General features: G+C 66.9%; 16 protein-coding genes. 9 read left to right on the top strand and 7 right to left on the bottom strand.

Features of this window, described 5'->3' with window-relative positions:
* Positions 1–113: 113 nt before the first annotated feature.
* The 3 genes from N177_RS02460 (at position 114) to msrA (ending at position 2572) form a co-directional block, all read left to right on the top strand.
* The gene (locus tag N177_RS02460; RefSeq protein ID WP_040485047.1) at positions 114–1331 is read left to right on the top strand and encodes a winged helix-turn-helix domain-containing protein; all 1218 of its coding nucleotides are present in this window, start codon (positions 114–116) and stop codon (positions 1329–1331) included.
* 138 nt (positions 1332–1469) lie between these two features.
* Positions 1470–1979 carry a peptide-methionine (R)-S-oxide reductase MsrB gene (gene msrB, locus N177_RS02465; protein ID WP_023430639.1) on the top strand — a complete coding sequence of 170 codons (510 nt, stop codon included), beginning with the start codon at positions 1470–1472 and terminating at the stop codon, positions 1977–1979.
* Positions 1976–2572 (top strand): peptide-methionine (S)-S-oxide reductase MsrA, encoded by a 597-nt coding sequence (msrA, locus tag N177_RS02470; protein ID WP_023430640.1) that lies wholly within the window; start codon positions 1976–1978, stop codon positions 2570–2572. The genes msrB and msrA overlap by 4 nt, the downstream gene beginning before the upstream one ends.
* A 92-nt stretch (positions 2573–2664) precedes the next feature.
* Here the strand turns inward: msrA and N177_RS20405 are convergent, their stop codons facing one another.
* From N177_RS20405 to N177_RS02500, 7 genes are all read right to left on the bottom strand, one after another.
* Positions 2665–3492 (bottom strand): universal stress protein, encoded by an 828-nt coding sequence (locus tag N177_RS20405; protein ID WP_023430641.1) that lies wholly within the window; start codon positions 3490–3492, stop codon positions 2665–2667.
* A gap of 116 nt (positions 3493–3608) precedes the next feature.
* On the bottom strand, positions 3609–6401 hold the full coding sequence (gene fdhF / locus N177_RS02480; protein WP_023430642.1) for a formate dehydrogenase subunit alpha: 2793 nt from the start codon (positions 6399–6401) through the stop codon (positions 3609–3611).
* Between the two features lie 53 nt (positions 6402–6454).
* A complete protein-coding gene (locus N177_RS02485) occupies positions 6455–8260 on the bottom strand; it encodes an NAD(P)H-dependent oxidoreductase subunit E (RefSeq protein WP_023430643.1) in 1806 nt (601 codons plus the stop codon).
* Positions 8257–9141 carry a succinate--CoA ligase subunit alpha gene (gene sucD / locus N177_RS02490; protein WP_040485024.1) on the bottom strand — a complete coding sequence of 295 codons (885 nt, stop codon included), beginning with the start codon at positions 9139–9141 and terminating at the stop codon, positions 8257–8259. Before sucD ends, N177_RS02485 begins: the two co-directional genes overlap by 4 nt.
* Entirely contained in the window at positions 9141–10319 is a 1179-nt protein-coding gene (gene sucC / locus N177_RS02495; protein ID WP_040485025.1) for an ADP-forming succinate--CoA ligase subunit beta, read from the bottom strand. The genes sucD and sucC overlap by 1 nt, the downstream gene beginning before the upstream one ends.
* A 304-nt stretch (positions 10320–10623) precedes the next feature.
* On the bottom strand, positions 10624–10797 hold the full coding sequence (locus N177_RS21540) for a hypothetical protein (protein WP_023430646.1): 174 nt from the start codon (positions 10795–10797) through the stop codon (positions 10624–10626).
* A 246-nt stretch (positions 10798–11043) separates the two neighbouring features.
* Positions 11044–12063, bottom strand: a complete 1020-nt coding sequence (locus N177_RS02500) for a 2-dehydropantoate 2-reductase (protein WP_023430647.1) — start codon at positions 12061–12063, stop codon at positions 11044–11046.
* Between the two features lie 305 nt (positions 12064–12368).
* Between N177_RS02500 and N177_RS02505 the strand changes: the two genes are divergently transcribed.
* The 6 genes from N177_RS02505 to frc all read left to right on the top strand — a co-directional run bounded on the left by N177_RS02505 (position 12369) and on the right by frc (position 19847).
* The gene (locus tag N177_RS02505) at positions 12369–13373 is read left to right on the top strand and encodes a Bug family tripartite tricarboxylate transporter substrate binding protein (protein WP_023430649.1); all 1005 of its coding nucleotides are present in this window, start codon (positions 12369–12371) and stop codon (positions 13371–13373) included.
* 159 nt (positions 13374–13532) lie between these two features.
* A complete protein-coding gene (locus tag N177_RS02510; protein WP_023430650.1) occupies positions 13533–14039 on the top strand; it encodes a tripartite tricarboxylate transporter TctB family protein in 507 nt (168 codons plus the stop codon).
* Positions 14040–14111: 72 nt separating this feature from the next.
* A complete protein-coding gene (locus tag N177_RS02515) occupies positions 14112–15644 on the top strand; it encodes a tripartite tricarboxylate transporter permease (protein ID WP_023430651.1) in 1533 nt (510 codons plus the stop codon).
* A gap of 96 nt (positions 15645–15740) precedes the next feature.
* A complete protein-coding gene (locus N177_RS02520) occupies positions 15741–16472 on the top strand; it encodes a GntR family transcriptional regulator (protein WP_040485026.1) in 732 nt (243 codons plus the stop codon).
* 307 nt (positions 16473–16779) lie between these two features.
* Positions 16780–18552 (top strand): oxalyl-CoA decarboxylase, encoded by a 1773-nt coding sequence (gene oxc, locus N177_RS02525; RefSeq protein ID WP_023430653.1) that lies wholly within the window; start codon positions 16780–16782, stop codon positions 18550–18552.
* Positions 18553–18569: 17 nt separating this feature from the next.
* A complete protein-coding gene (gene frc, locus N177_RS02530) occupies positions 18570–19847 on the top strand; it encodes a formyl-CoA transferase (RefSeq protein WP_023430654.1) in 1278 nt (425 codons plus the stop codon).
* Positions 19848–19871 lie beyond the last annotated feature (24 nt).

The raw sequence follows: 19871 nt of genomic DNA on the forward strand, positions 1-19871 counted from the left end.
TGCCGCACGGGCCGTTTCGCGAGGCCTAGCACGGTCGGATCGGCTTTGCATCCGGGGGCGCGACCTCCGATATCGGATTGCCGGCCGCCCCATTCCCCGCTATGCCCGACCCGATGACCCCGGCTCCCGAACGCCTGTCGCCGCGCAAGGCCCGCCGCATCGCGCTGGCCGCGCAGGGCTTCGCCGACCGCCTGCCGCCGGGCGAACCGACGGCGCGCCACCTCGTGCGGGTCCTCGACCGTGTCGGCCTCGTGCAGATCGACAGCGTCAACGTCCTCAGCCGCTCGCACTACCTGCCGTTCTTCTCCCGCCTCGGCCCCTACGACCGCGCGATCCTCGACCGCCTGACGCACGGGCGGCGCCGTCGCCTGTTCGAGTACTGGGGCCACGAAGCCTCCTTCATCCCGCTCGAGCAGCAGCCGAACCTCAGGTGGCGGATGGCCCGGGCCGCGAGAGGGGAGGGCATCTATGGCGGGCTCGCGGGCTTCGCGGCCGACCGTCCCGACTATGTCTCCGCCGTGCTGAAGGAGATCCGCGAGCGCGGGCCCCTCACGGCGTCGGAGCTCTCCGAGGGCGGGAAGGCCAGCGGCGCCTGGTGGGGCTGGAGCGACGGCAAGCGGGCGCTCGAGTTCCTGTTCTGGGCGGGCGAGATCACGGTCGCCGACCGCCGCAACTTCGAGCGCGTCTACGACGTGCCGGAGCGGGTTCTCCCGCCGCAGATCGTCGGCGCGCCAACGCCGGACGACGCGGCGGCGCAGCGTGCGCTCCTCGCCACCGCGATCCGCGCCATGGGCGTCGCGACCTTCTCCGACCTGCGCGACTATTTCCGCCTGCCGCTCGCCGACGCGAAGGCGCGCGTTCGGGAGATGGTGGAGGAGGGGAGCCTCGTCCCGGCGGAGGTGCAGGGCTGGAAGCAGGAGGCCTATCTCGATCCCGCCGCCCGCGCGCCACGGCTGAAGGACCGCGCGGCGCTTCTGTCTCCTTTCGATTCGCTCGTCTGGGAGCGGCCACGGGCGGAGCGCCTCTTCGGCTTCCGCTATCGCCTCGAGATCTACACGCCGTCCGAGAAGCGCCTCTACGGCTACTACGTCCTGCCCTTTCTCCTCGACGAGAGGATCGTGGCCCGCATCTGCCTGAAGGCCGACCGTCAGGCGGGCGTACTCCGCGGCAACGCGACCCATCTCGAGGAGGGGGCCGATGCGGGGGAGACGGCCGAGCGGCTGGCCGGCGAGCTCCTGCGGATGGCCGACTGGCTCGGCCTCGGCGAGGTCGTGGTGGAGCCCTCCGGCGATCTCGCGGAGCCCCTGAGGCAGAGCCTCGCGCGCCCGTAAGGCGGCGGAGCGGGTGACGCGACTGTGACATCGCGGGAGGGGAACGTGCCGTGCAATCCGCCACGTTCCCCCCTACGTATAATCCGCATGTGGCACTGCCCTGACCGGGGCGGAATGCGATACCGTAGGGAGCCACCGATGATCGACAGACGGCATTTGCTGATGGGTGGGGTCGCCATGGGCACTGCATTCACGGGATGGCGGTTGTTCTCCGGCAAGGCGAGCGCCGCCGCGGACACGGAGTTTCCGTTCAAGCTGAGCGAGGCGGAGTGGCGCGAGCGGCTCACTCCGGCGCAGTACAGGATCCTGCGCGATCACGGCACGGAGCGTGCCGGCACGAGCCCGCTGAACGCGGAGAAGCGGGACGGGATCTTCCACTGCGCCGGCTGCGACCAGGCGCTCTTCGATTCGAAGACGAAGTACGAGAGCGGCACGGGCTGGCCGAGCTTCTACGCGCCGATCGAGGGCGCGGTCGGAACGGCCGAGGACCGCTCCTTCTTCATGACGCGCACCGAGGTCCACTGCTCGAACTGCGGCGGCCATCTCGGCCACGTCTTCGAAGACGGGCCGAAGCCGACCGGTCTGCGCTACTGCATGAACGGCGTCGCCATGACCTTCAAGCCGGCCTCGGCGGGCGGCGCGGCATGAGCGCCCTGCGCAGCCTTCTCGCCGCGGGCGTCGTCGCCGCCGGCCTCGGTGGCGGCACGGCGGTCGCGCAGGAGACGCGGACGGCGATCTTCGCCGGCGGCTGCTTCTGGTGCACCGAATCCGACTTCGACCATGTCGAGGGGGTCGTCGCGACGACCTCCGGCTATATCGGCGGGGAGGTCGACAACCCGACCTACAGGCAGGTCTCGTCCGGCGGCACCGGCCACTACGAGGCGGTGAAGATCGAATACGATCCCTCGAGGGTCAGCTACGAGTCTCTCGTCGAGGCCTACTGGCCGACCGTCGATCCGCTCGACGCGGGCGGCCAGTTCTGCGACCGCGGCGACCAGTACCGCACCGCCATCTTCGTCGCCGACGAGGCGGAACGGCAGGCCGCCGAGGCATCGAAGGCGAAGGCGGAACAGCGTCTCGGCCGGGAAGTCGTGACGCCGGTCCTGGACGCCGCGACCTTCTACCCGGCCGAGGACTACCACCAGGACTACTACCTGAAGAACCCCCTGCAGTATAAGTTCTACCGGCTGAGCTGCGGCCGCGACGCGCGCCTCGACGAGGTGTGGGGCGGCACGTCGTAGGTCGCGCATTCGCCCTGCCACGCGCTCTCCCACTGACGAAGAAGGGGCGGCCCGCCAGGAGCCGCCCCTTCTTCGTCAGATAGCCCAGGTCTCTAGTGAGACATCACGACGGGCACGTTCATGTGCTCGAGGATGTGGCGCGTCGTGCCGCCGAACAGGTCCTCGCGCAGCTTCGCGTGGCCGTAGGCGCCCATCACGAGGATGTCGGGCTTCTGCTCCGTGCAATAGCCGAGGATCGTGCCGCCGACGCCCTCGCGCGTCGCCTTGAGGGGAACCGCCCGTGCGTCGACGCCGTGCTTCTTCAGATGGGTGATGACGTTGTCGACCCGCTTCGTGCCGTTTCCGTCGCCGGAAGTGACGCTCACGACGTCGATGCGGCGCTTCGTTTCGAGGATCTGCATGGCGTCGGACAGCGCGCGGGCCGCGGGGCGGCTGCCGTCCCAGGCGACGACCGCATATTCCTCGAAGGGCCTGACCTCGTAGTTCACAGGCACGATGAGGAGAGGGCGCCCGGCTCGCAGGACGAGATCCTCCGCCCGCACGTTGCGGCCGGCGTCACTCGGATCGGAGAACTGCCCGAGCAGCAGGAGGTCGTGGTAGCGGGCCTGGCGGGCGATCACCGCGTTGGGCAGGCCCTCGTCGCTCACGAACTCGATACTGCCGGTCATGCCTTCGGCCGACGCCTGGTCGCGGAACTTCTGGCCGATCTCCTTCGCCGTCTCGTTCTCGGCGCTGCGCAGGCTCTCCATGATGTCGTCGGAGATCCAGCGCTGCACGTTGCCCTCGAAGCGGATCGGCGCCCGGGCGTAGAGCCCCGTCAGCGCCGCTCCGTACTTCTTGCACATCTGCACGGCCATCTTGAGGGCCGCGTTCGCGTTCGCGCTGGCGTTGTAGGCGACGGCGAGATCCTTGATCGCCATGTTCTCTCTTCCTCCCAGAATGATCGGGCGCCGCTTCGGATGGCGGCGTCCCGAAATTTGCCTGCGCGGGGCGACCCCGCGCAAGCCGAAGTGCTACCGACTTGACGCCGGGATCGTTATTCCGCAGCCGTCTGCAGTTCCTGCACCGGCTCGATCTTCGCCGCGCAGAACTTGAACTCCGGGATCTTGCCCATCGGATCGAGCTGCGGGTTCGTAAGGAAGTTCGCCGCGGCTTCCGCGAAGCAGAAGGGGATGAAGACCATGCCCTCCGGCACGTCGCGGTCCTGGCGGACGTAGAGCTCGATCGAGCCGCGGCGGGTCGAGACGCGCACCTTGTCGCCGGCGTCGATCCCCATCCGCTTCATGTCCCAGCGATTGAGGCAGACGATCGCCTCGGGCTCGATCATGTCGAGATTGTCCGAGCGCCTGGTCATCGCGCCGGTGTGCCAGTGCTCGAGCAGGCGTCCCGTAGTCAGGATCAGCGGATAGTCCCTGTCGGGAAGCTCCGCCGGCGGCGTGACGGAAGCGGGCGTCATCTTCGCGCGGCCCGACGTCGTCGGGAAGCTCTGGGTGAAGATGATCTCGCTGCCCGGGACGTTCGGCCCTTCACAGGGGTAGGTGACCGAATCTTCCTGGTCCACGCGCTCCCAGGTGATGTTCTTCAGCGAGGGCATCACGTGCGCCATCTCGTTGAAGATCTCGCGCGGGTGCTGGTAGGTCCAGTCGAGGCCGACCGCCTTGCCAATGTCGCGGGTGATCTCCCAGTCCTGCCGCGCCTCGCCCGGCATCTTCACGACCGGCCGGCCCATCTGCACCTGGCGGTTCGTGTTCGTGTACGTGCCCCACTTCTCCGCATGCGCGGAGGCGGGCAGCACCACGTCGGCGTGGTAGGCGGTCTCCGTCAGGAAGATGTCCTGCACGACCAGGTGCTCGAGATGGGCGAGTGCCGCCCTCGCGTGGTTCTGGTCGGGGTCCGACATCGCGGGGTTCTCGCCCATCACGTACATCGCCTTGATCTCGTCCGCCTCGATGGCGTTCATGATCTCGACGACGGTCAGGCCCTTCTTGGGGTTCAGCTCCTTGCCCCAGAAATCCTCGTACATGCCGCGCACCTCGGGGTCCTCGACCGACTTGTAGTCGGCGTAGACCATGGGGATGAGACCCGCGTCGGAGGCACCCTGAACGTTGTTCTGGCCGCGCAGCGGATGCAGGCCCGTGCCGGGACGGCCGATCTGGCCGGTCGTGAGCGCGAGCGAGATCAGGCAGCGCGAGTTGTCGGTGCCGTGCACGTGCTGCGAGATGCCCATGCCCCAGAAGATGATCGACGCCGTCGACTTGGCGTAGACGCGGGCGACCTCGCGGATCGTCTCGGCCGGGATGTTGCAGACCTCCTGCATCTTCTCCGGCGGGAAGGCCTTCACGTGCTCCTTGAGCTCCTCGAAGCCTTCCGTGTTCGCCTGGACGTACTGCACGTCGTAGAGGTTCTCCTCGACGATCGTGTGCAGCATGCCGTTCAGGAGCGCGACGTCGGTGCCCGGCTTGAACTGCAGGATCCTCGTCGCGTGCCGGCCGAGACCCGAGGACTGGCCGCGCGGATCCATGATGATCAGCTCCTTGCCGGCCTTCGCGGCCTGCTTCAGGTAGGTCGCGGCGACGGGATGGTTCTCCGCCGGCCTGGCGCCGATCACGATGATGACTTCGGCATCCTCGGCGGCCGTGAACGGCGCGCTCACCGCGCCGGAGTTCAGCCCCTCCATGAGGGCCGCGACCGACGAGGCGTGGCAGAGCCTGGTGCAGTGGTCGACATTGTTCGTGTCGAAGCCCTGCCGGATCAGCTTCTGGAAGAGATAGGCCTCCTCGTTCGAGCACTTCGCCGAGCCGAAGCCGGCGATGGCGTTGCCGCCGTCGCGCTCATGGACCTTCTTCAGGCCCGAGGCCGCCTTCTCGAGAGCCTCCTCCCAGGTCGCCTTGCGGAAGACCTTCCACATGGAGACCCGGTCGAGCTCCATCTTGGCGTCCTTCGGCGCGTCCTCGCGCCGGATCAGCGGCACGGTGAGGCGGTCGGGATGGTGGATGTAGTCGAAGCCGAAGCGGCCCTTCACGCAGAGCCGGTTCTCGTTCGCCGGCCCGTCGCGGCCGTCGACGTAGAGAACCTCCTCGCCCTTCTTGTAGACCCGCGTCTGGCAGCCGACGCCGCAATAGGGGCACACCGTGTCGACGTGGGAGTCCTCGAACTCGGTCCTGACCTGCTCCTCGTTGAGGAGGTTCGACTCCATGAGGGCGCCGGTCGGGCAGGCCTGCACGCACTCGCCGCACGCGACGCAGGTCGATTCGCCCATGCCGAAGTCGAAGTCGAACACGACCTTCGCCTCGTGGCCGCGATAGGCCATGCCGATCACGTCGTTCACCTGCACCTCGCGGCAGGCGCGCACGCACAGGCCGCAGTGGATGCACGCGTCGAGATTGACCGCGATCGCAGGATGGGTGTTGTCGGTCTCGGGGTGCGGGCGCTCGCCGAAGCGCGAGCCCTTCTCCTCGATGCCCATCTCGTCGATCCAGTCCCAGAAGCGGGACTTGGGATCGTGGGCCTCGGTGCGCTGGGGCTGGTCGGCGAGCAGGAGCTCGAACACCATCTCGCGCGACTTCTGGGCGCGCTCGGTGTCCGTCGACACCTTCATGCCTTCCGTTGGCGTGCGGATGCACGATGCGGCGAGGGTTCTCTCGCCCTCGACCTCGACCATGCAGGCACGGCAGTTGCCGTCCGGCCTGTAGCCGGGCTTGTCGAGGTAGCACAGATGCGGGATGCGCGTGCCTTCGCGCTTCGCCACCTGCCAGATGGTCTCGCCTTCCCGCGCCTCGACGTTCTTGCCGTCGAGGGTGAAGGTGATCGTCTTTGCGTCGGTTGTCATTGTTCTGGTCTCTCTCCAGGACCGATTGTTCTGGCCACTCCGGACCGGAAACCTCAGACCTTTGCCCGCTCCTCGCCACCGGGGGCGGGGGCGTCGCCCAGCGTGCGGTCGGCGAGGAAATCCTCAGGGCGCTCGCCTCTGGCCTTCACGTCCTCCTCGAAGAACTTCAGGACCGAGATGAGCGGGTTCGGCGCGGCCTGCCCGAGGCCGCAGATCGAGGCGTCGCGCATCACCTTCGACAGGTCTTCCATCGCCGGAAGATCCCACCTGTTCTGCGCCATGAGCCGACGGGCCTTCTCCGTGCCGTTGCGGCACGGCGTGCACTGGCCGCAGCTCTCCGTCTCGAAGAAGTGCATCAGGTTGAACGCAACGTCGGTCATGTCGTCGTGGTTCGACAGGATGACGACCGCGTGCGAGCCGACGAAGGCGCCGTGCGGCTCCAGCACGCCGAACTCGAGCGGCAGGTCGCCCATCGAGGCCGGCAGGATGCCGCCCGAGGCGCCGCCGGGCAGGTAGCCCTTGAACTCGTGGCCGTCGAGCATGCCGCCGCAGTGCTCCTCGATGAGCTCGCGCACCGTCGTGCCGGCCGCGACCGTCTTCACGCCGGGGTTCTTCACCCGGCCGGAGACGGAGTAGGAGCGCAAGCCCTTGGCGCCGTTCTTGCCGTGGTCGGCGAACCACTGGGCGCCCTTCTCGAGGATCTTCGGGATCCAGTAGAGCGTCTCGACATTGTTCACGAGGGTCGGGCGGTTGAAGATGCCGACCTGCGCCACGTAGGGCGGGCGGTGGCGGGGATAGCCGCGGTTGCCCTCGATCGACTCGATCATCGCCGACTCTTCGCCGCAGATATAGGCGCCCGCGCCGCGGCGAAGCCAGATCTTCGTGTGCTTGGCGAACTCGGTCTTGTTCAGTTTCGCGATCTCCGCGAGCAGAATCTCGCGGGCGACGGGGTACTCGTCCCGGAGGTAGATGTAGACGGCTTCGGCCTCCACCGCCCACGCCCCGATCAGCATGCCTTCGAGGAAGGCGTGCGGGTTCGTCTCCAGGAAGTAGCGGTCCTTGAACGTGCCGGGTTCGCCCTCGTCGCCGTTCACCGCCATCAGGCGCGGCTTCGAGGCGGCGCGCACGAAGCCCCACTTGCGGCCCGTCGGGAACCCTGCGCCACCGAGGCCGCGCAGCCCGCCGTCGAGCAGCGTCTCCATGACGCTCTCGACCGTCAAATCACCGGATAGGCAGCGCGCGAGAACCTGATAGCCGCCTTCGGCCACATACTGGTCGAAGTCGCGATACAGCGGGACGACGGGATGGGTGTGACCGTGCTCGACGGCCTCGGCCACCGTCTCGGCGGTGGCGTGGTCGATGTGGTTGTGACCCACCTCGCAGGTCGGCGCGAGGTCGCAGCGGCCCATGCAGGGCGCCTTCACGATCCGCACGTTCTTCAGGTTCGCGGCACCCAGCTCATCGTAGAGCCTCTCCGCGCCCGCCAAGGCGCAGCTCAGGCTCTCGCACACGCGGATGGTCAGCGGCTCGGGCCTCTCCTCGCCGTCGCGCACCACGTCGAAATGTGCGTAGAAGGTCGCGACCTCGTAGACCTCCGCCATCGGGATGCGCATGTCTTCGGCGAGCGCGTGCAGGAGGCCGGCGGGCAGGCAGTGCTCGGCATCCTGGATCTTGTGGAGATACTCGATCAGCATGTCGCGCTGGCGTTCGCCGGGCCCCAGGATCTCGAGAAGCCTGTCCTTCTCCTCCTGAGCGAGCACGCGGCCCTTGTTGAAGACCGGAGCCTTGCGCCGTCCGGAGCCAGGGTGGTGGGCGCGCTTCTTGTCCGCCTTGGTCGCGTCGGTGGTCAGTTCCGTCATGAAACCTTTTCCGTCAGAGCTTCTCGTAGTTTCGGGGCAACCGACTGCGCGTCGGGGGCGATGATGACCCCCGCCTCTCGCAGCCGTTCGATTTTCGCGGCCGCATCGCCGCGGCTGAACATCTGGAACGCGCCGGCATGGCCCATGCGGCGCTCGGGTGGCGCGTGGCGGCCGGCGACGAGCGCGATCACCGGCTTCGTCGCCTTGTTGCGGGACAGGTACTCCGCCGCTTCCTCCTCGTCGGAGCCGCCGATCTCGCCGATCAGCACCACGGCCTTCGTGTCCTCGTCCGCCATGAAGAGCTCGAGGCAGTCGGAGAAGCCGATGCCGTGCACCGGATCGCCGCCGATGCCGATCGTGGTCGACTGGCCCATCCCGGCCGCGGTCGTCTGTGCCACGATCTCGCTCGTGAGGGAGGCCGAGCGGGAGACGATGCCGACCGGGCCCTTCTTCGCGTCGACCGTCGCCATCACGCCGAGCTTGCAGCTGCCGGGCGACAGCACGCCCTGCGAGTTCGGGCCGACGAGCTTCGTCTTCGAGCCGCGCAACGCCGCCCGCACCTTCAGCATGTCGTGCACCGGCACGCGCTCGGTGACGCAGACGACGACGTCCAGCTCCGCCTCGATCGCCTCGATCATCGCCGCCGCTGCGCGCTCGGCCGGCACGAAGACGATGCTCGCATTCGCCTCGGTCTCCGCGCGGGCCTGCCTGGCGCTGTCGAAAACCGGCAGCATCAGATGGCGCTGGCCGCCCTTGCCCGGGCGCACGCCGCCCAGGACGCGGGTGCCGTAGTCGATCATCTGGGCGGTGTAGAACGTGCCGGCCCGGCCGGTCATGCCCTGCACGATCACCTTGGTATCTGGGTCGACGAGAATAGCCATCACGCTGCCCGCTTGCCTGCCTGCGCGACGGCGAGCCGAACCGCATCCTGGATGGTCTTCGCCGCCTCGTGGGGGATCCGCCGGTCCACCATCATCTTCTCGGCATAGCCGGCGTTCTGCCCGGCGGCGCGGAACACGACCGGCACTCTGCGTCCCGACCAGCGCATCGCGATCGACAGGGCCTCGACGATCGTGTCGCAGCTCGTCATCCCGCCGCCGTGAACGTTGATCAGGAGCACCTTCACGCCCGGGTTCGCCAGGAGAAGGCCTATGCCCTTGGCGATCTGCAGGCTCGTGGCGGTCGTGCGGATATCCATGAAGTTCGCCGGGGCGCCGCCTGCGTCGCGCAGCATGTCGTGGGTCGCGAGCGCGAGGCCCGCGCCGTTCACGACGACCCCGATGTCGCCGTCCATCCGCACGAAGTTGATGTCGTGGCGCTGAGCCTCGAACTCCACCGCGTCCTGTTCGTCCTCGTCGCGCAGCGCCTGGAGGTCGGGGTGGCGGAAGAGCGCGTTGTCGTCGAGCGTCAGCTTCGCGTCGACGACGATGAGGTCGCCGCCCTTGGTGAGCGCCAGCGGGTTGATCTCGATGAGCGTCGCGTCGAGTTCGCCGAGCGCCGACGCGAGCACGCGAAGGATGTCGACCGCCTTCTCCACCGGGCCGTCCTGCCCGACGAGCGAGGCGGCGAAGTCCCTGAGATCGTCCTCCGCCGGCTGCGACCCGTCGAGAGGGAGGGGAAGACGGCGGACGGCGTTCTCGTCGCGGGCGATGCGTTCCTCGACGTCCTCACCGCCCTCGGAGACGCCGATCAGCATCGGGCAGCCGGCGCGGCGGTCGACCAGCGCCGCCACATAGATGTCTCGCGAGGTGGAGACCGCCTCCTCGACGTAAACGCGCTTGACCTTGCGGCCCTCGGGCCCGGTCTGGCGGGTCACGAGCGTGGAGCCGATGAGGCTCTGGGCGGCGCTCCGCACCGTGTCCGACGTCGCCGCGAACTTGACGCCGCCGGCCTGTCCCCGGCCGCCGGCCAAGATCTGAGCCTTGACGGCGAAGCGCTGTGCGGCGAGCTCGCGGGCGACCGCCTCGGCTTCCTCGGCGCTCCACGCGATCCGCCCCGCCGGGACACGCACGCCCCGCCTGGCTAGAATTTCCTTGGCCTGAAATTCATGCAGGTTCATGGCTCTGGCTGCTTCCTCCCCGTCGTCGGCTCGACCTGTCGTAGAGGTCCGTTCTCAATTCGTCCTGTGACGACCGACGCTGGTATTCCAAATACCATAGGTCGTGGCTCGCGATGTTGTCGAGCAAATTGAATGGTGCGGCTGCGAAGACTTCCGCGCTCTTTTACGCAGTGCAGCAAGCAGAGCGGCAATGAAAAAGGCGCGCTTGCCGGCAGTGCAAGCGCGCCTAGGGCGCTCGGGAGGAGAGCGCTTGGGAAAACCCTTGCCGCGGTCGCGCCGACCGCCGTCAGATCCTCGTTCGGCCTTACGACGCGGCGTGACCGGCGAAGCCGCCGACGCCCTGCTGAGCCTTGCTGTCACCGGCCCGAACACGGAGCGCGGCACCAAGCACGAGAGCCAGCCGGACCAGCTCCGAGAAGGGCGCCTTGGGGTACGCGGTCTCGAACGTGTCGGCGGCGTTCCAGCGGGTATCGATCATCTCGTCGTTCCTGTCAACTGTGGTATACCAGATGCCACGATACATACTCTCTCTGTTGCGATGCACAAGAGGGGGAGGGCCCTGTAGCCCATGAAAAATCGGAAGGGCGACCCAACATTTTGTGCATGGCACGGTCGGGGCATCTCCCCCGTCAGACCTCTCTGGCGGAGCGTCCGCGGGTTGTGGAACGAGAACGGGCGCCGGTTGCCCGGCGCCCGTGAAGATGATCGGCAGACGGTGAGGGGATCAGTCGACGCCGATGGCCGTGTCGCCGTTCGGCTCGGGGTAGACCGGGTAGAGGCCCTGCGTGCGGCCCAGCTGCTGCACGAGCGCCAGCACCGCGTCGATGTGCGGGGTGTCGACGGCCACCATCCGGCCCATCTCCTGCACGCAGGTCAGCAGGGCGTCGATCTCGAGCTGCCGGCCCTTCTCCAGGTCCTGGAGCATCGAGGTGCGGTGCGCGCCGACCTTCGCGGCGCCGTTGATGCGGCGCTCGACGTCGACCCGGAAATGCACGCCGATCCGCCGTCCGATCGTCTGCGCCTCGAGCATCATGTTGCGGGCGAGGGCCCTCGTGCCCGGATCCGTCGCGACGACGTCCAGCGTCGCCCGGGTGAGCGCCGAGATCGGGTTGAAGCAGAGATTGCCCCAGAGCTTCAGCCAGATGTCGTTGCGGATCTCGGGGTTGATCGGGGCCTTGAGGCCTGCGGCCTCGAACAGCTCGGACAGCACGCGGACGCGGTCCGTCTCCTGGCGGGTCGGCTCTCCGAGCCCGAACTTGTCGCCGTAGATATGCTTGATGACGCCGGGCTCGACGACCTCGGTGGCCGGATAGACGGTGCAGCCGATCGCCCGCTCGGGGCCGATCGCGCGCCACTGGCGCTCGCCGGGATCGACGCTCTCCAGCCGGAGATTGGCGTACTGGCCCTCGAAGCCGTAGAAGTACCACCACGGAACGCCGTTCTGCGCCGTCACCACCGCGGTATCCGGCCCGAGCAGTGGCGTCATCTGGTCGGCGACCTCCCACGCCTGGTGCGCCTTGAGAGCGATGATGACGTAGTCCTGCGGGCCGAGCTCCGCGGGGTTGTCGGTCGCCTTCACGGAGACGGTCGTCGACTCGCCGTCCATCAGCAGCGTCAGGCCGTTCTCCCGCATGGCCTTGAGGTGGGCGCCGCGCGCGATCAGCGAGACTTCGGCGTCGGTCCGCCCCAGCATCGCGCCCAGATAGCCGCCGATCGCGCCGGCGCCGTAGATGCAGATTTTCATCGTCCCTCCCATCTCCTTCTCTTGGGTCCGGACTCCCGTCGGCCATACGCTTTTCGCGGATTTGGCTCGGCAGGGCCGGACAACTTTGTTACCGTTTGGTCACCTGCCGCTTGACAGCGACAGGTCGACGCACCCAAACTCTGGGATGCCAAAGACCAAATACCAGAAGAGGTCTCGGCACAAGCACTGGCGGCCGCAAGGAAACCGCAACTTGAGAGCGTCGGCAGCGCTCGCGGCGAAATAACGGCGGCCGGTTGTTGGGTGAAGACCGGGCAGTGGTTGCCCGGTATTCGGGAGGAAAATTTATGCGAACTATCCGAAAGTCCGCGCTCGGACTCGGCCTGGCGGCTATCGCCGGGGCGGCGTTCCTCGGTGGGACCGTGCAGCAGGCGGCGGCAGAGTGGCAGCCGCGCAAGCCGGTCGAGTTCATCATCATGGCCGGCACGGGCGGCGGCGCCGACCAGATCGCCCGCCTCATGCAGGGTCTGATCCAGCAGAAGGATCTCTCGCCCCGTCCGTTCATCCCGATCAACAAGCCGGGCGGCTCGGGCGCAGAAGCGCTGCGCTACATGCACGACAAGGCGGGCGACGACCACACGCTGCTCGTGACGCTGAACAGCTTCTACACGACGCCGCTCGTGCAGGAGAACCTCGGCGTCGACATCGCCGAGTTCACGCCGATCGCGCGCATGGCGATCGACACCTTCCTGCTCTGGGTCCCCGCCGATTCCGAAATCGACTCTCTCGAGGCGTTCGGCGAGAAGATCAAGGCCGAGGGCCGCAACTGGAAGATGGGCGGCACCGGCACCGGCCAGGAGGATTCCATCCTCACGGCGATGATCGAGGCCGAGTTCGGGGCGGACATCACCTACATTCCGTATCCCGGTGGCGGCGACGTGGCGAAGAACCTCGTCGGCAAGCACCACGACTCGACGGTCAACAACCCGGCCGAGCAGAACGAGTTCTACCGCGCCGGCCAGTCGAAGCCGATCGTGCAGTTCACCGAGGAGCGGATGGAAGCCTATCCGGACGTTCCTACGGCGAAGGAGCTCGGCCACGACATCGTGTACTTCATGCAGCGTTCGGTGAACGGCCCTCCCGGGATGTCCGAGGAGGCTCAGCAGTGGTACATCAGCCTGTTCGAAGAGCTCTTCAACTCCCAGGAGTGGCAGGATTTCTGCGCCTCTGACGGCCTGACCTGCGACGAGTTCGTCGCTGGCGAGGATCTCGCCGCGTTCCACCAGACGAACATCGAGCGTCACAAGGCGCTGATCGACCAGGTGGGTGCTGACGCCATCGTCAGCCAGTAAGTCCATCGCGGAGAGGGGGTGCCTTGGGCATCCCCTTTTTCGCAGGCGGACCTGAAGTATCCGAAGGCAGTGTTTTTCCGGGCGGCTTGACCGCCGACGGGAGAGCTGTGTCCGGCAGCGGCGCGCAAAGAGCGTCTCAGTCATTTCAAGGAGGATGCCATGACCGTGCGCATGGCAGAGTTCACCGCAGCGTTCCTGCTCGCTCTGGGCTCGATTGGGTTGATGTGGAAGAGTACCGACGGCCTGTCCATCGGCTGGATCCCCGGGAACGGGCCCGGCTCCGGCTTCTGGCCATTCTGGCTCTCCCTCATCATGCTCCTGTCGTCCCTGACGACCCTCTACCGGGCGTGGGCCGGCAAGACGCCGCAATCCCGCTCCAACGAGCCGTTCATCGACCGCGAGACCTTCCAGATCGTTGGCGTGACCGTCGCGGCCCTGTTTTTTCTGCTGCTCGGCACCTCGTATATCGGCCTCTATCTCTCGCTGATCGCCTTTCTGTTCTTCTACCTGAGGATTCTCGGCGGCCACTCCTGGCTGCTGACGATCGCGCTGATGATCGGCATTCCGGTCTTCATCTTCATGTTCTTCGAGATCCTGATGACGGTCCCGTTGCCGAAGGGCATCTCGGAGCCGCTCTTCTACCCGATCTACGACCTCATGTACTGAGCGGCGCTCAGCCCGAGGGCCGTGCGGGCGCGGAAGCGCGCCCCGGCCGCGGAATCGCTAAAGGCAAAACACATGGAAACGATCATCCCCTCACTGCTCGGGGGCCTCGTCGAGGCCTTAGAGCCCTTCAACCTGACGATGTTGATCATCGGCTGCGTTATCGGCCTCTTCGTGGGCGCGATGCCGGGGCTGGGGTCGGTCAACGGCGTCGCGATCCTGCTGCCGGTCACGTTCATCGTCCCGCCCGAGACGGCGATCATCTTCCTGGCCGCCGTCTATTACGGGGCCATGTACGGGGGGGCCGTGTCGTCGATAACACTGGGGATACCAGGGGCGTCGACAGCGGTCGCGACAGTGTTCGACGGCAGACCGATGGCGCAGTCCGGCAAGGCCGACCAGGCCCTCATGACGGCCGCCGTCGCCTCCTTCGTGGGCGGCACGATCTCGGTCGTGCTCTTCACGCTCTTCGCGCTGCCGCTCGCCTCCTTCGCGCTCCGCTTCGGCCCCGCCGAGGAGTTCGCGCTGATGCTCCTGGCCTTCGCGACCTTCGTGGGCCTGGGCGGCGACGACATCCCGAAGACGATCTTCTCGATCGCCATCGGCCTGGTGCTGGCCACGATCGGTCTCGACATCATCTCCGGCCGGCCGCGGCTCATCTTCTTCGACATCACGGGATTCTATGCCGGCATCAACTTCCTGATTCTCGCCATCGGCATCTACGGCATCGGCGAGATGCTCTGGACGCTCGAGCAGACGAAGGGCGACGTTCAGGTCCATAAGGTGCGGGCCGGTCTGCACTCGATCAAGGAGCATGTCGGCCGCCTCAAGGAGTACCTGGTCCCCGCCAGCTTCAGCGGCTTCCTGGGCTTCTTCGTCGGTATCCTGCCCGCCGCAGGCGCCACGCCCGGCTCGCTGATGGCCTACGGCCTCACCAAGGCCTTCTCGAAGGATCCCGAGAGCTTCGGCAAGGGCAACATCCGGGGTGTCGCGGCGCCCGAATCGGCGAACAACTCGGCGTCCACCGGTTCGATGCTGCCGATGATCACCCTCGGCATCCCGGGATCGCCGACCACCGCGATCCTGCTCGGCGGCATGATCATCTGGGGCCTGCGCCCCGGCCCGCTGCTCTTCACCGAGCACCCGGAGTTCGTGTGGGGCCTGATCGGCTCGCTCTACGTCGCGAACCTCTTCACGCTCATCGCCAACATCGTGCTGATCCCGGTCTTCGCCCGGGTGCTGACGCTGAGGTTCACCATCCTCGCGCCGGTGATCTTCATTCTCTGCATCGTCGGCGGGTACGCCCCGACGCAGACGATGCACGATGTGTGGCTGATGCTCCTCTTCGGGGTCGTCGGCTATCTCCTGCGGAAGCTCGACTACCCCGTCGCGCCGGCGGTCCTGGCGATCGTTCTGGGGCCGCTCGCCGAGCGCTCCTTGCGCCAGTCGCTGCTGTCCTCTCAGGGCGATCCGCTGATCTTCGTGGAGCGGCCGATCTCCGCCTTCTTCATGGCCTGCGCGGTGCTCCTCTTCGCGTACCCGTTCTTCGTGAAGTGGTCGCGCAAGCGGAAGGCAACTGCTGCCGGCACCACGGAGTGGCAGGGGTAACTACGTCGCCGCAGGCGCCGGCAGAGTTCCACTTGCGAGCTTGCCGGCGCCTCGTCTATGGTATACCAGACACCAGTGAACAGGCTGCAAACGACGATGGCCAAGGCAGTTTCGAAAACCGCGAAGATCCGCTTGCGGCCGGTCTCCGCCGTGCCGAGCCTGAAGGAGCGGATCTACACGCAACTGAAGGCTCAGATCACCAGTCCGCAGATCTATCAGCCGGGCGCCGAACTCCGTATCGACGAGAGGGGGCTCGCCGAGCGGCTGAGGATCTCGCGCACGCCTCTGCGCGAGGCGCTGGCGAGGCTCGAGCAGGAAGGACTCGTCAGGATCGCGCCGCGGAAGGGAGTCTTCATCGTGCGCAAGTCGAAGGAGGAGATCCTCGAGATGATCCTCGTCTGGGCGGCGCTCGAGAGCATGGCTGCCCGGCTCGCGACCGTCGAGGCGGCCGACGAGGAGATCGCGACGCTGCGCTCCGTGTTCGGCACGTTCGGGCCGGAGCATCAGATCGGCGCCCATATCGACGAGTACTCCGACGCGAACATCCGGTTCCATCAGCGGATCCTCGAGCTGTCGAAGTGTCAGCTCCTCTACGACACGGCGACGGAACTGTTCATCCACATGCAGGCCATCCGCGCCCGCTCGATCGGCGAGAACGACCGCGTCGCGCAGTCGATCGTCGATCACATGCACATCATAGAGGCACTGGAGAGCCGCGACACCGATCTCGCGGAGCGGCTGGTGCGCGAACACACTCTGAGCCTGCACGCCCATGTCGAACGCACCTGGGTCGAGCCGGCGGAAAGCGAAGAAGAGCTGGTCGCCTGACCGCCAGGAGAGGATGACAGGAGGAAGCGAATGATCGACGGGCCGAGCGGCCGACGATGACGACGGGCGCGGCTTCGCCGGAAGGTGTGAGGCGCGCTTTTGAAACGGGCGGCCGAAGGGTCGCCAGAGGCTGAGGACGGGGCGCCGGCACCTCACTCGCTCGCGGTCGACACTCTGTCGCCTTCGACCGCGACAGCGACGGGAAGACCCGCGCCAAGGACGCCCGGCAGGGGCAGGTCCCGATCCTCTTTTCCAAGCATATCGCGGCTGGACCACGTGCAGCCGAACGTTCTCCGGGAGGATTCCAATGTCTGCAATGACGCAGAGCATCGAGACAAACGTAGCCGAAGCCGCCGCCACGGATTCGCTCACCGACGGCTTCCATCTGCTGATCGACGCGTTGAAGCTGAACGGTGTGGAGACGATCTACAACGTCCCCGGCATTCCGATCACCGACCTCGGCCGCTATGCGCAGGCGCAGGGGCTTCGCGTCCTGTCGTTCCGCCACGAGCAGCATGCCGGCTATGCCGCCGCCGCCGCGGGCTTCCTCACGAAGAAGCCCGGCATCTGCATGACGGTGTCGGCGCCCGGCTTCCTCAACGGCCTGACCGCTCTCGCGCACGCCACGACCAATTGCTGGCCGATGATCCTGATCTCCGGCTCGTCCGAGCGTGAGATCGTCGACCTGCAGCGCGGCGACTACGAAGAGATGGATCAGCTCGCGATCGCCCGGCCGCACGCGAAGGCCGCCTATCGCATCCTTCACGCCGAGGACATCGGGCTCGGCGTCGCCCGCGCGATCCGCGCCTCGCTCTCCGGCCGCCCCGGCGGCGTCTATCTCGACGTGCCGGGTGCGCTGCTCGGCCAGACGATGGATGCGCTCGAAGGCCAGAAGTCGCTGATCAAGGTCGTCGAGCCCAACCCGGACAGCGTCCCCGGCGCAGAAGCGATCTCGCGCGCCGTCGAGGTGTTGAAGTCGGCGAAGAAGCCGCTGATCATCCTCGGCAAGGGCGCCGCCTACGCCCAGTGCGACGACAAGATCAAGGAGCTCGTCGAGACCCTCGGCTTCCCCTACCTGCCGATGTCGATGGCGAAGGGCCTCCTGCCCGACAACCACCCGCAGTGCGCCTCCGCCGCGCGCTCGCTCGCGCTGAAGGAAAGCGACTGCGTCTTCCTGATCGGCGCGCGCCTGAACTGGCTGCTCAGCCACGGCCAGGGCAAGGCCTGGGGCGAGAAGGGCGCGAAGAAGTTCGTGCAGATCGATATCGAGCCCATCGAGATGGATTCGAACCAGCCGATCGCCGCGCCGCTCATCGGTGACATCGGAAGCACCGCCACCGCGCTTCTCGAGGCTGTCGGGTCCGACTGGAAGAAGCCGTCGGAGGACTGGACCGGCGCCGTGCGCTCGAAGGTGAAGGCCAACATCGAGAAGATGGCGCCGCGCCTGAAGAACAACAACTCGCCGATGGACTACCAGGGCTCGCTCGGCGTTCTGAAGGAGCTCATCGCCGAGAATCCCGACGTGGTTCTGGTCAACGAAGGCGCCAACGCGCTCGACCAGGCCCGCTCGATCATCGACATCTTCAAGCCGCGCAAGCGCCTCGACGTCGGCACCTGGGGCATCATGGGCATCGGCATGGGCTCCGCGATCGCCGCGGCGGTCGAGACCGGCAACCAGGTCCTGGCCATCGAGGGCGACAGCGCCTTCGGCTTCTGCGGCATGGAGATCGAGACGGTCTGCCGGTACAACCTGCCGGTCTGCATCGTCATCATGAACAACAACGGCATCTATCGGGGCGACGGCACCAACTGGAGCGGCGGCGAGGATCCCTCGACCACCGTGTTCGTGAAGGGCGCCCGCTACGACAAGATGATGGAGGCCTTCGGCGGCGTCGGCGTGAACGTCGACAACCCCGACGCTCTCCGCCGCGCCGTGAAGGATGCCTTCGCGAGCCGCAAGCCGACGCTGATCAACGCCGTGATCGCCGAAGATGCCGGCAAGGAAAGCGGAAATATCGGCAATCTCAACCCGTCCTCGGTCGTGGCGCAGAAGCGCTACCCGCAGGCCAAGAACATCTGAGAACGAGGGAGCAAACGATGAAAGCGCTCGAAGGAGTCAAGGTCCTCGACTTCACGCATGTCCAGTCGGGCCCGACCTGCACCCAGCTTCTTGCCTGGTTCGGTGCCGACGTCATCAAGGTCGAGCGGCCCGGCGTGGGCGACGCCACGCGTGCGCAGCTGCGCGATATCGAGGGCGTCGACTCGCTCTACTTCACCATGCTCAACCACAACAAGCGGTCGATCACGCTCGACACGAAGAACAAGACGGGCAAGGAAGTCCTCGAGAAGCTCGTGAAGAGCTGCGACGTTCTCGTCGAGAACTTCGCCCCCGGCGCCCTCGACCGCATGGGCTTCGGGTGGGAGCGGATCCAGGAGCTCAACCCGCGCATGATCATGGCGTCGGTGAAGGGCTTCGGTCCCGGACGCTACGAGAACTGCAAGGTCTACGAGAACGTCGCGCAGTGCGCCGGCGGCTCGGCTTCGACGACCGGCTGGCGCGACGGCCCGCCGCTCGTCACCGGCGCGCAGATCGGCGACTCGGGCACGGGCCTGCACCTCGCCCTCGGCATCGTGACGGCGCTCTACCACCGCGAGAAGTCCGGCCGCGGCCAGAAGGTGCTGGCAGCCATGCAGGACGGCGTGCTGAATCTCTGCCGCGTGAAGCTGCGCGACCAGCAGCGCCTCGCGCACGGGCCGCTGAAGGAATACTCGCAGTTCGGCGAGGGCATCGAGTTCGGTGACGCCGTGCCGCGCGCGGGCAACGACTCGGGCGGCGGTCAGCCGGGCGCCATCCTGAAGTGCAAGGGCTGGGAGACGGATCCGAACGCCTACACCTACTTCATCACCCAGGCCGCCGTCTGGCCCGCGATCTGCGACGTCATCGGCAAGCCCGAGTGGAAGGACGATCCGGACTACGCCAAGCCGGCCGCCCGTCTGCCGAAGCTCGGCCAGATCTTCGAGACGATCGAGGAGTGGACCAAGACCAAGACGAAGTTCGAGGTCATGGACATCTGCAACCCGCTCAACATCCCCGTCGGCCCGATCCTGTCGATGAAGGAGCTCGCGGAGGACGAGGGTCTGAGGAAGACCGGCACGGTGGTCGAGGTCGATCACCCCGAGCGCGGCAAGTACCTCTCGGTCGGCTGCCCAGTGAAGCTCTCCGACAGCCCCGTCGAGGTGACGCGCTCGCCGCTTCTCGGCGAGCACACCGACGAGATCCTGCGCGAGGTGCTCGGCTACTCCGAGGAGGAGCTGAAGTCGATCGTCGGCTCCGGCGCCGTCGGCGACCAAGCACCAGCGGTTGCAGCTGAATAATAAAAACTCATGGAAGGGCCGCAA

Origin of the sequence: Lutibaculum baratangense AMV1 (assembly GCF_000496075.1) — a bacterium.
Taxonomy (GTDB): domain Bacteria; phylum Pseudomonadota; class Alphaproteobacteria; order Rhizobiales; family Tepidamorphaceae; genus Lutibaculum; species Lutibaculum baratangense.

What these genes read in the sequence shown, in the direction of transcription:
- N177_RS02500 (WP_023430647.1), bottom strand. Translation starts at nt 12,063, where the DNA reads ATGAAAATCTGCATCTACGGCGCCGGCGCGATCGGCGGCTATCTGGGC.
- fdhF (WP_023430642.1), bottom strand. Translation starts at nt 6,401, where the DNA reads ATGACAACCGACGCAAAGACGATCACCTTCACCCTCGACGGCAAGAAC.
- N177_RS02505 (WP_023430649.1), top strand. Translation starts at nt 12,369, where the DNA reads ATGCGAACTATCCGAAAGTCCGCGCTCGGACTCGGCCTGGCGGCTATC.
- msrA (WP_023430640.1), top strand. Translation starts at nt 1,976, where the DNA reads ATGAGCGCCCTGCGCAGCCTTCTCGCCGCGGGCGTCGTCGCCGCCGGC.
- oxc (WP_023430653.1), top strand. Translation starts at nt 16,780, where the DNA reads ATGTCTGCAATGACGCAGAGCATCGAGACAAACGTAGCCGAAGCCGCC.
- sucD (WP_040485024.1), bottom strand. Translation starts at nt 9,141, where the DNA reads ATGGCTATTCTCGTCGACCCAGATACCAAGGTGATCGTGCAGGGCATG.
- N177_RS21540 (WP_023430646.1), bottom strand. Translation starts at nt 10,797, where the DNA reads ATGATCGATACCCGCTGGAACGCCGCCGACACGTTCGAGACCGCGTAC.
- frc (WP_023430654.1), top strand. Translation starts at nt 18,570, where the DNA reads ATGAAAGCGCTCGAAGGAGTCAAGGTCCTCGACTTCACGCATGTCCAG.
- N177_RS02485 (WP_023430643.1), bottom strand. Translation starts at nt 8,260, where the DNA reads ATGACGGAACTGACCACCGACGCGACCAAGGCGGACAAGAAGCGCGCC.
- N177_RS02515 (WP_023430651.1), top strand. Translation starts at nt 14,112, where the DNA reads ATGGAAACGATCATCCCCTCACTGCTCGGGGGCCTCGTCGAGGCCTTA.
- N177_RS02520 (WP_040485026.1), top strand. Translation starts at nt 15,741, where the DNA reads ATGGCCAAGGCAGTTTCGAAAACCGCGAAGATCCGCTTGCGGCCGGTC.
- sucC (WP_040485025.1), bottom strand. Translation starts at nt 10,319, where the DNA reads ATGAACCTGCATGAATTTCAGGCCAAGGAAATTCTAGCCAGGCGGGGC.
- N177_RS20405 (WP_023430641.1), bottom strand. Translation starts at nt 3,492, where the DNA reads ATGGCGATCAAGGATCTCGCCGTCGCCTACAACGCCAGCGCGAACGCG.
- N177_RS02510 (WP_023430650.1), top strand. Translation starts at nt 13,533, where the DNA reads ATGACCGTGCGCATGGCAGAGTTCACCGCAGCGTTCCTGCTCGCTCTG.
- msrB (WP_023430639.1), top strand. Translation starts at nt 1,470, where the DNA reads ATGATCGACAGACGGCATTTGCTGATGGGTGGGGTCGCCATGGGCACT.
- N177_RS02460 (WP_040485047.1), top strand. Translation starts at nt 114, where the DNA reads ATGACCCCGGCTCCCGAACGCCTGTCGCCGCGCAAGGCCCGCCGCATC.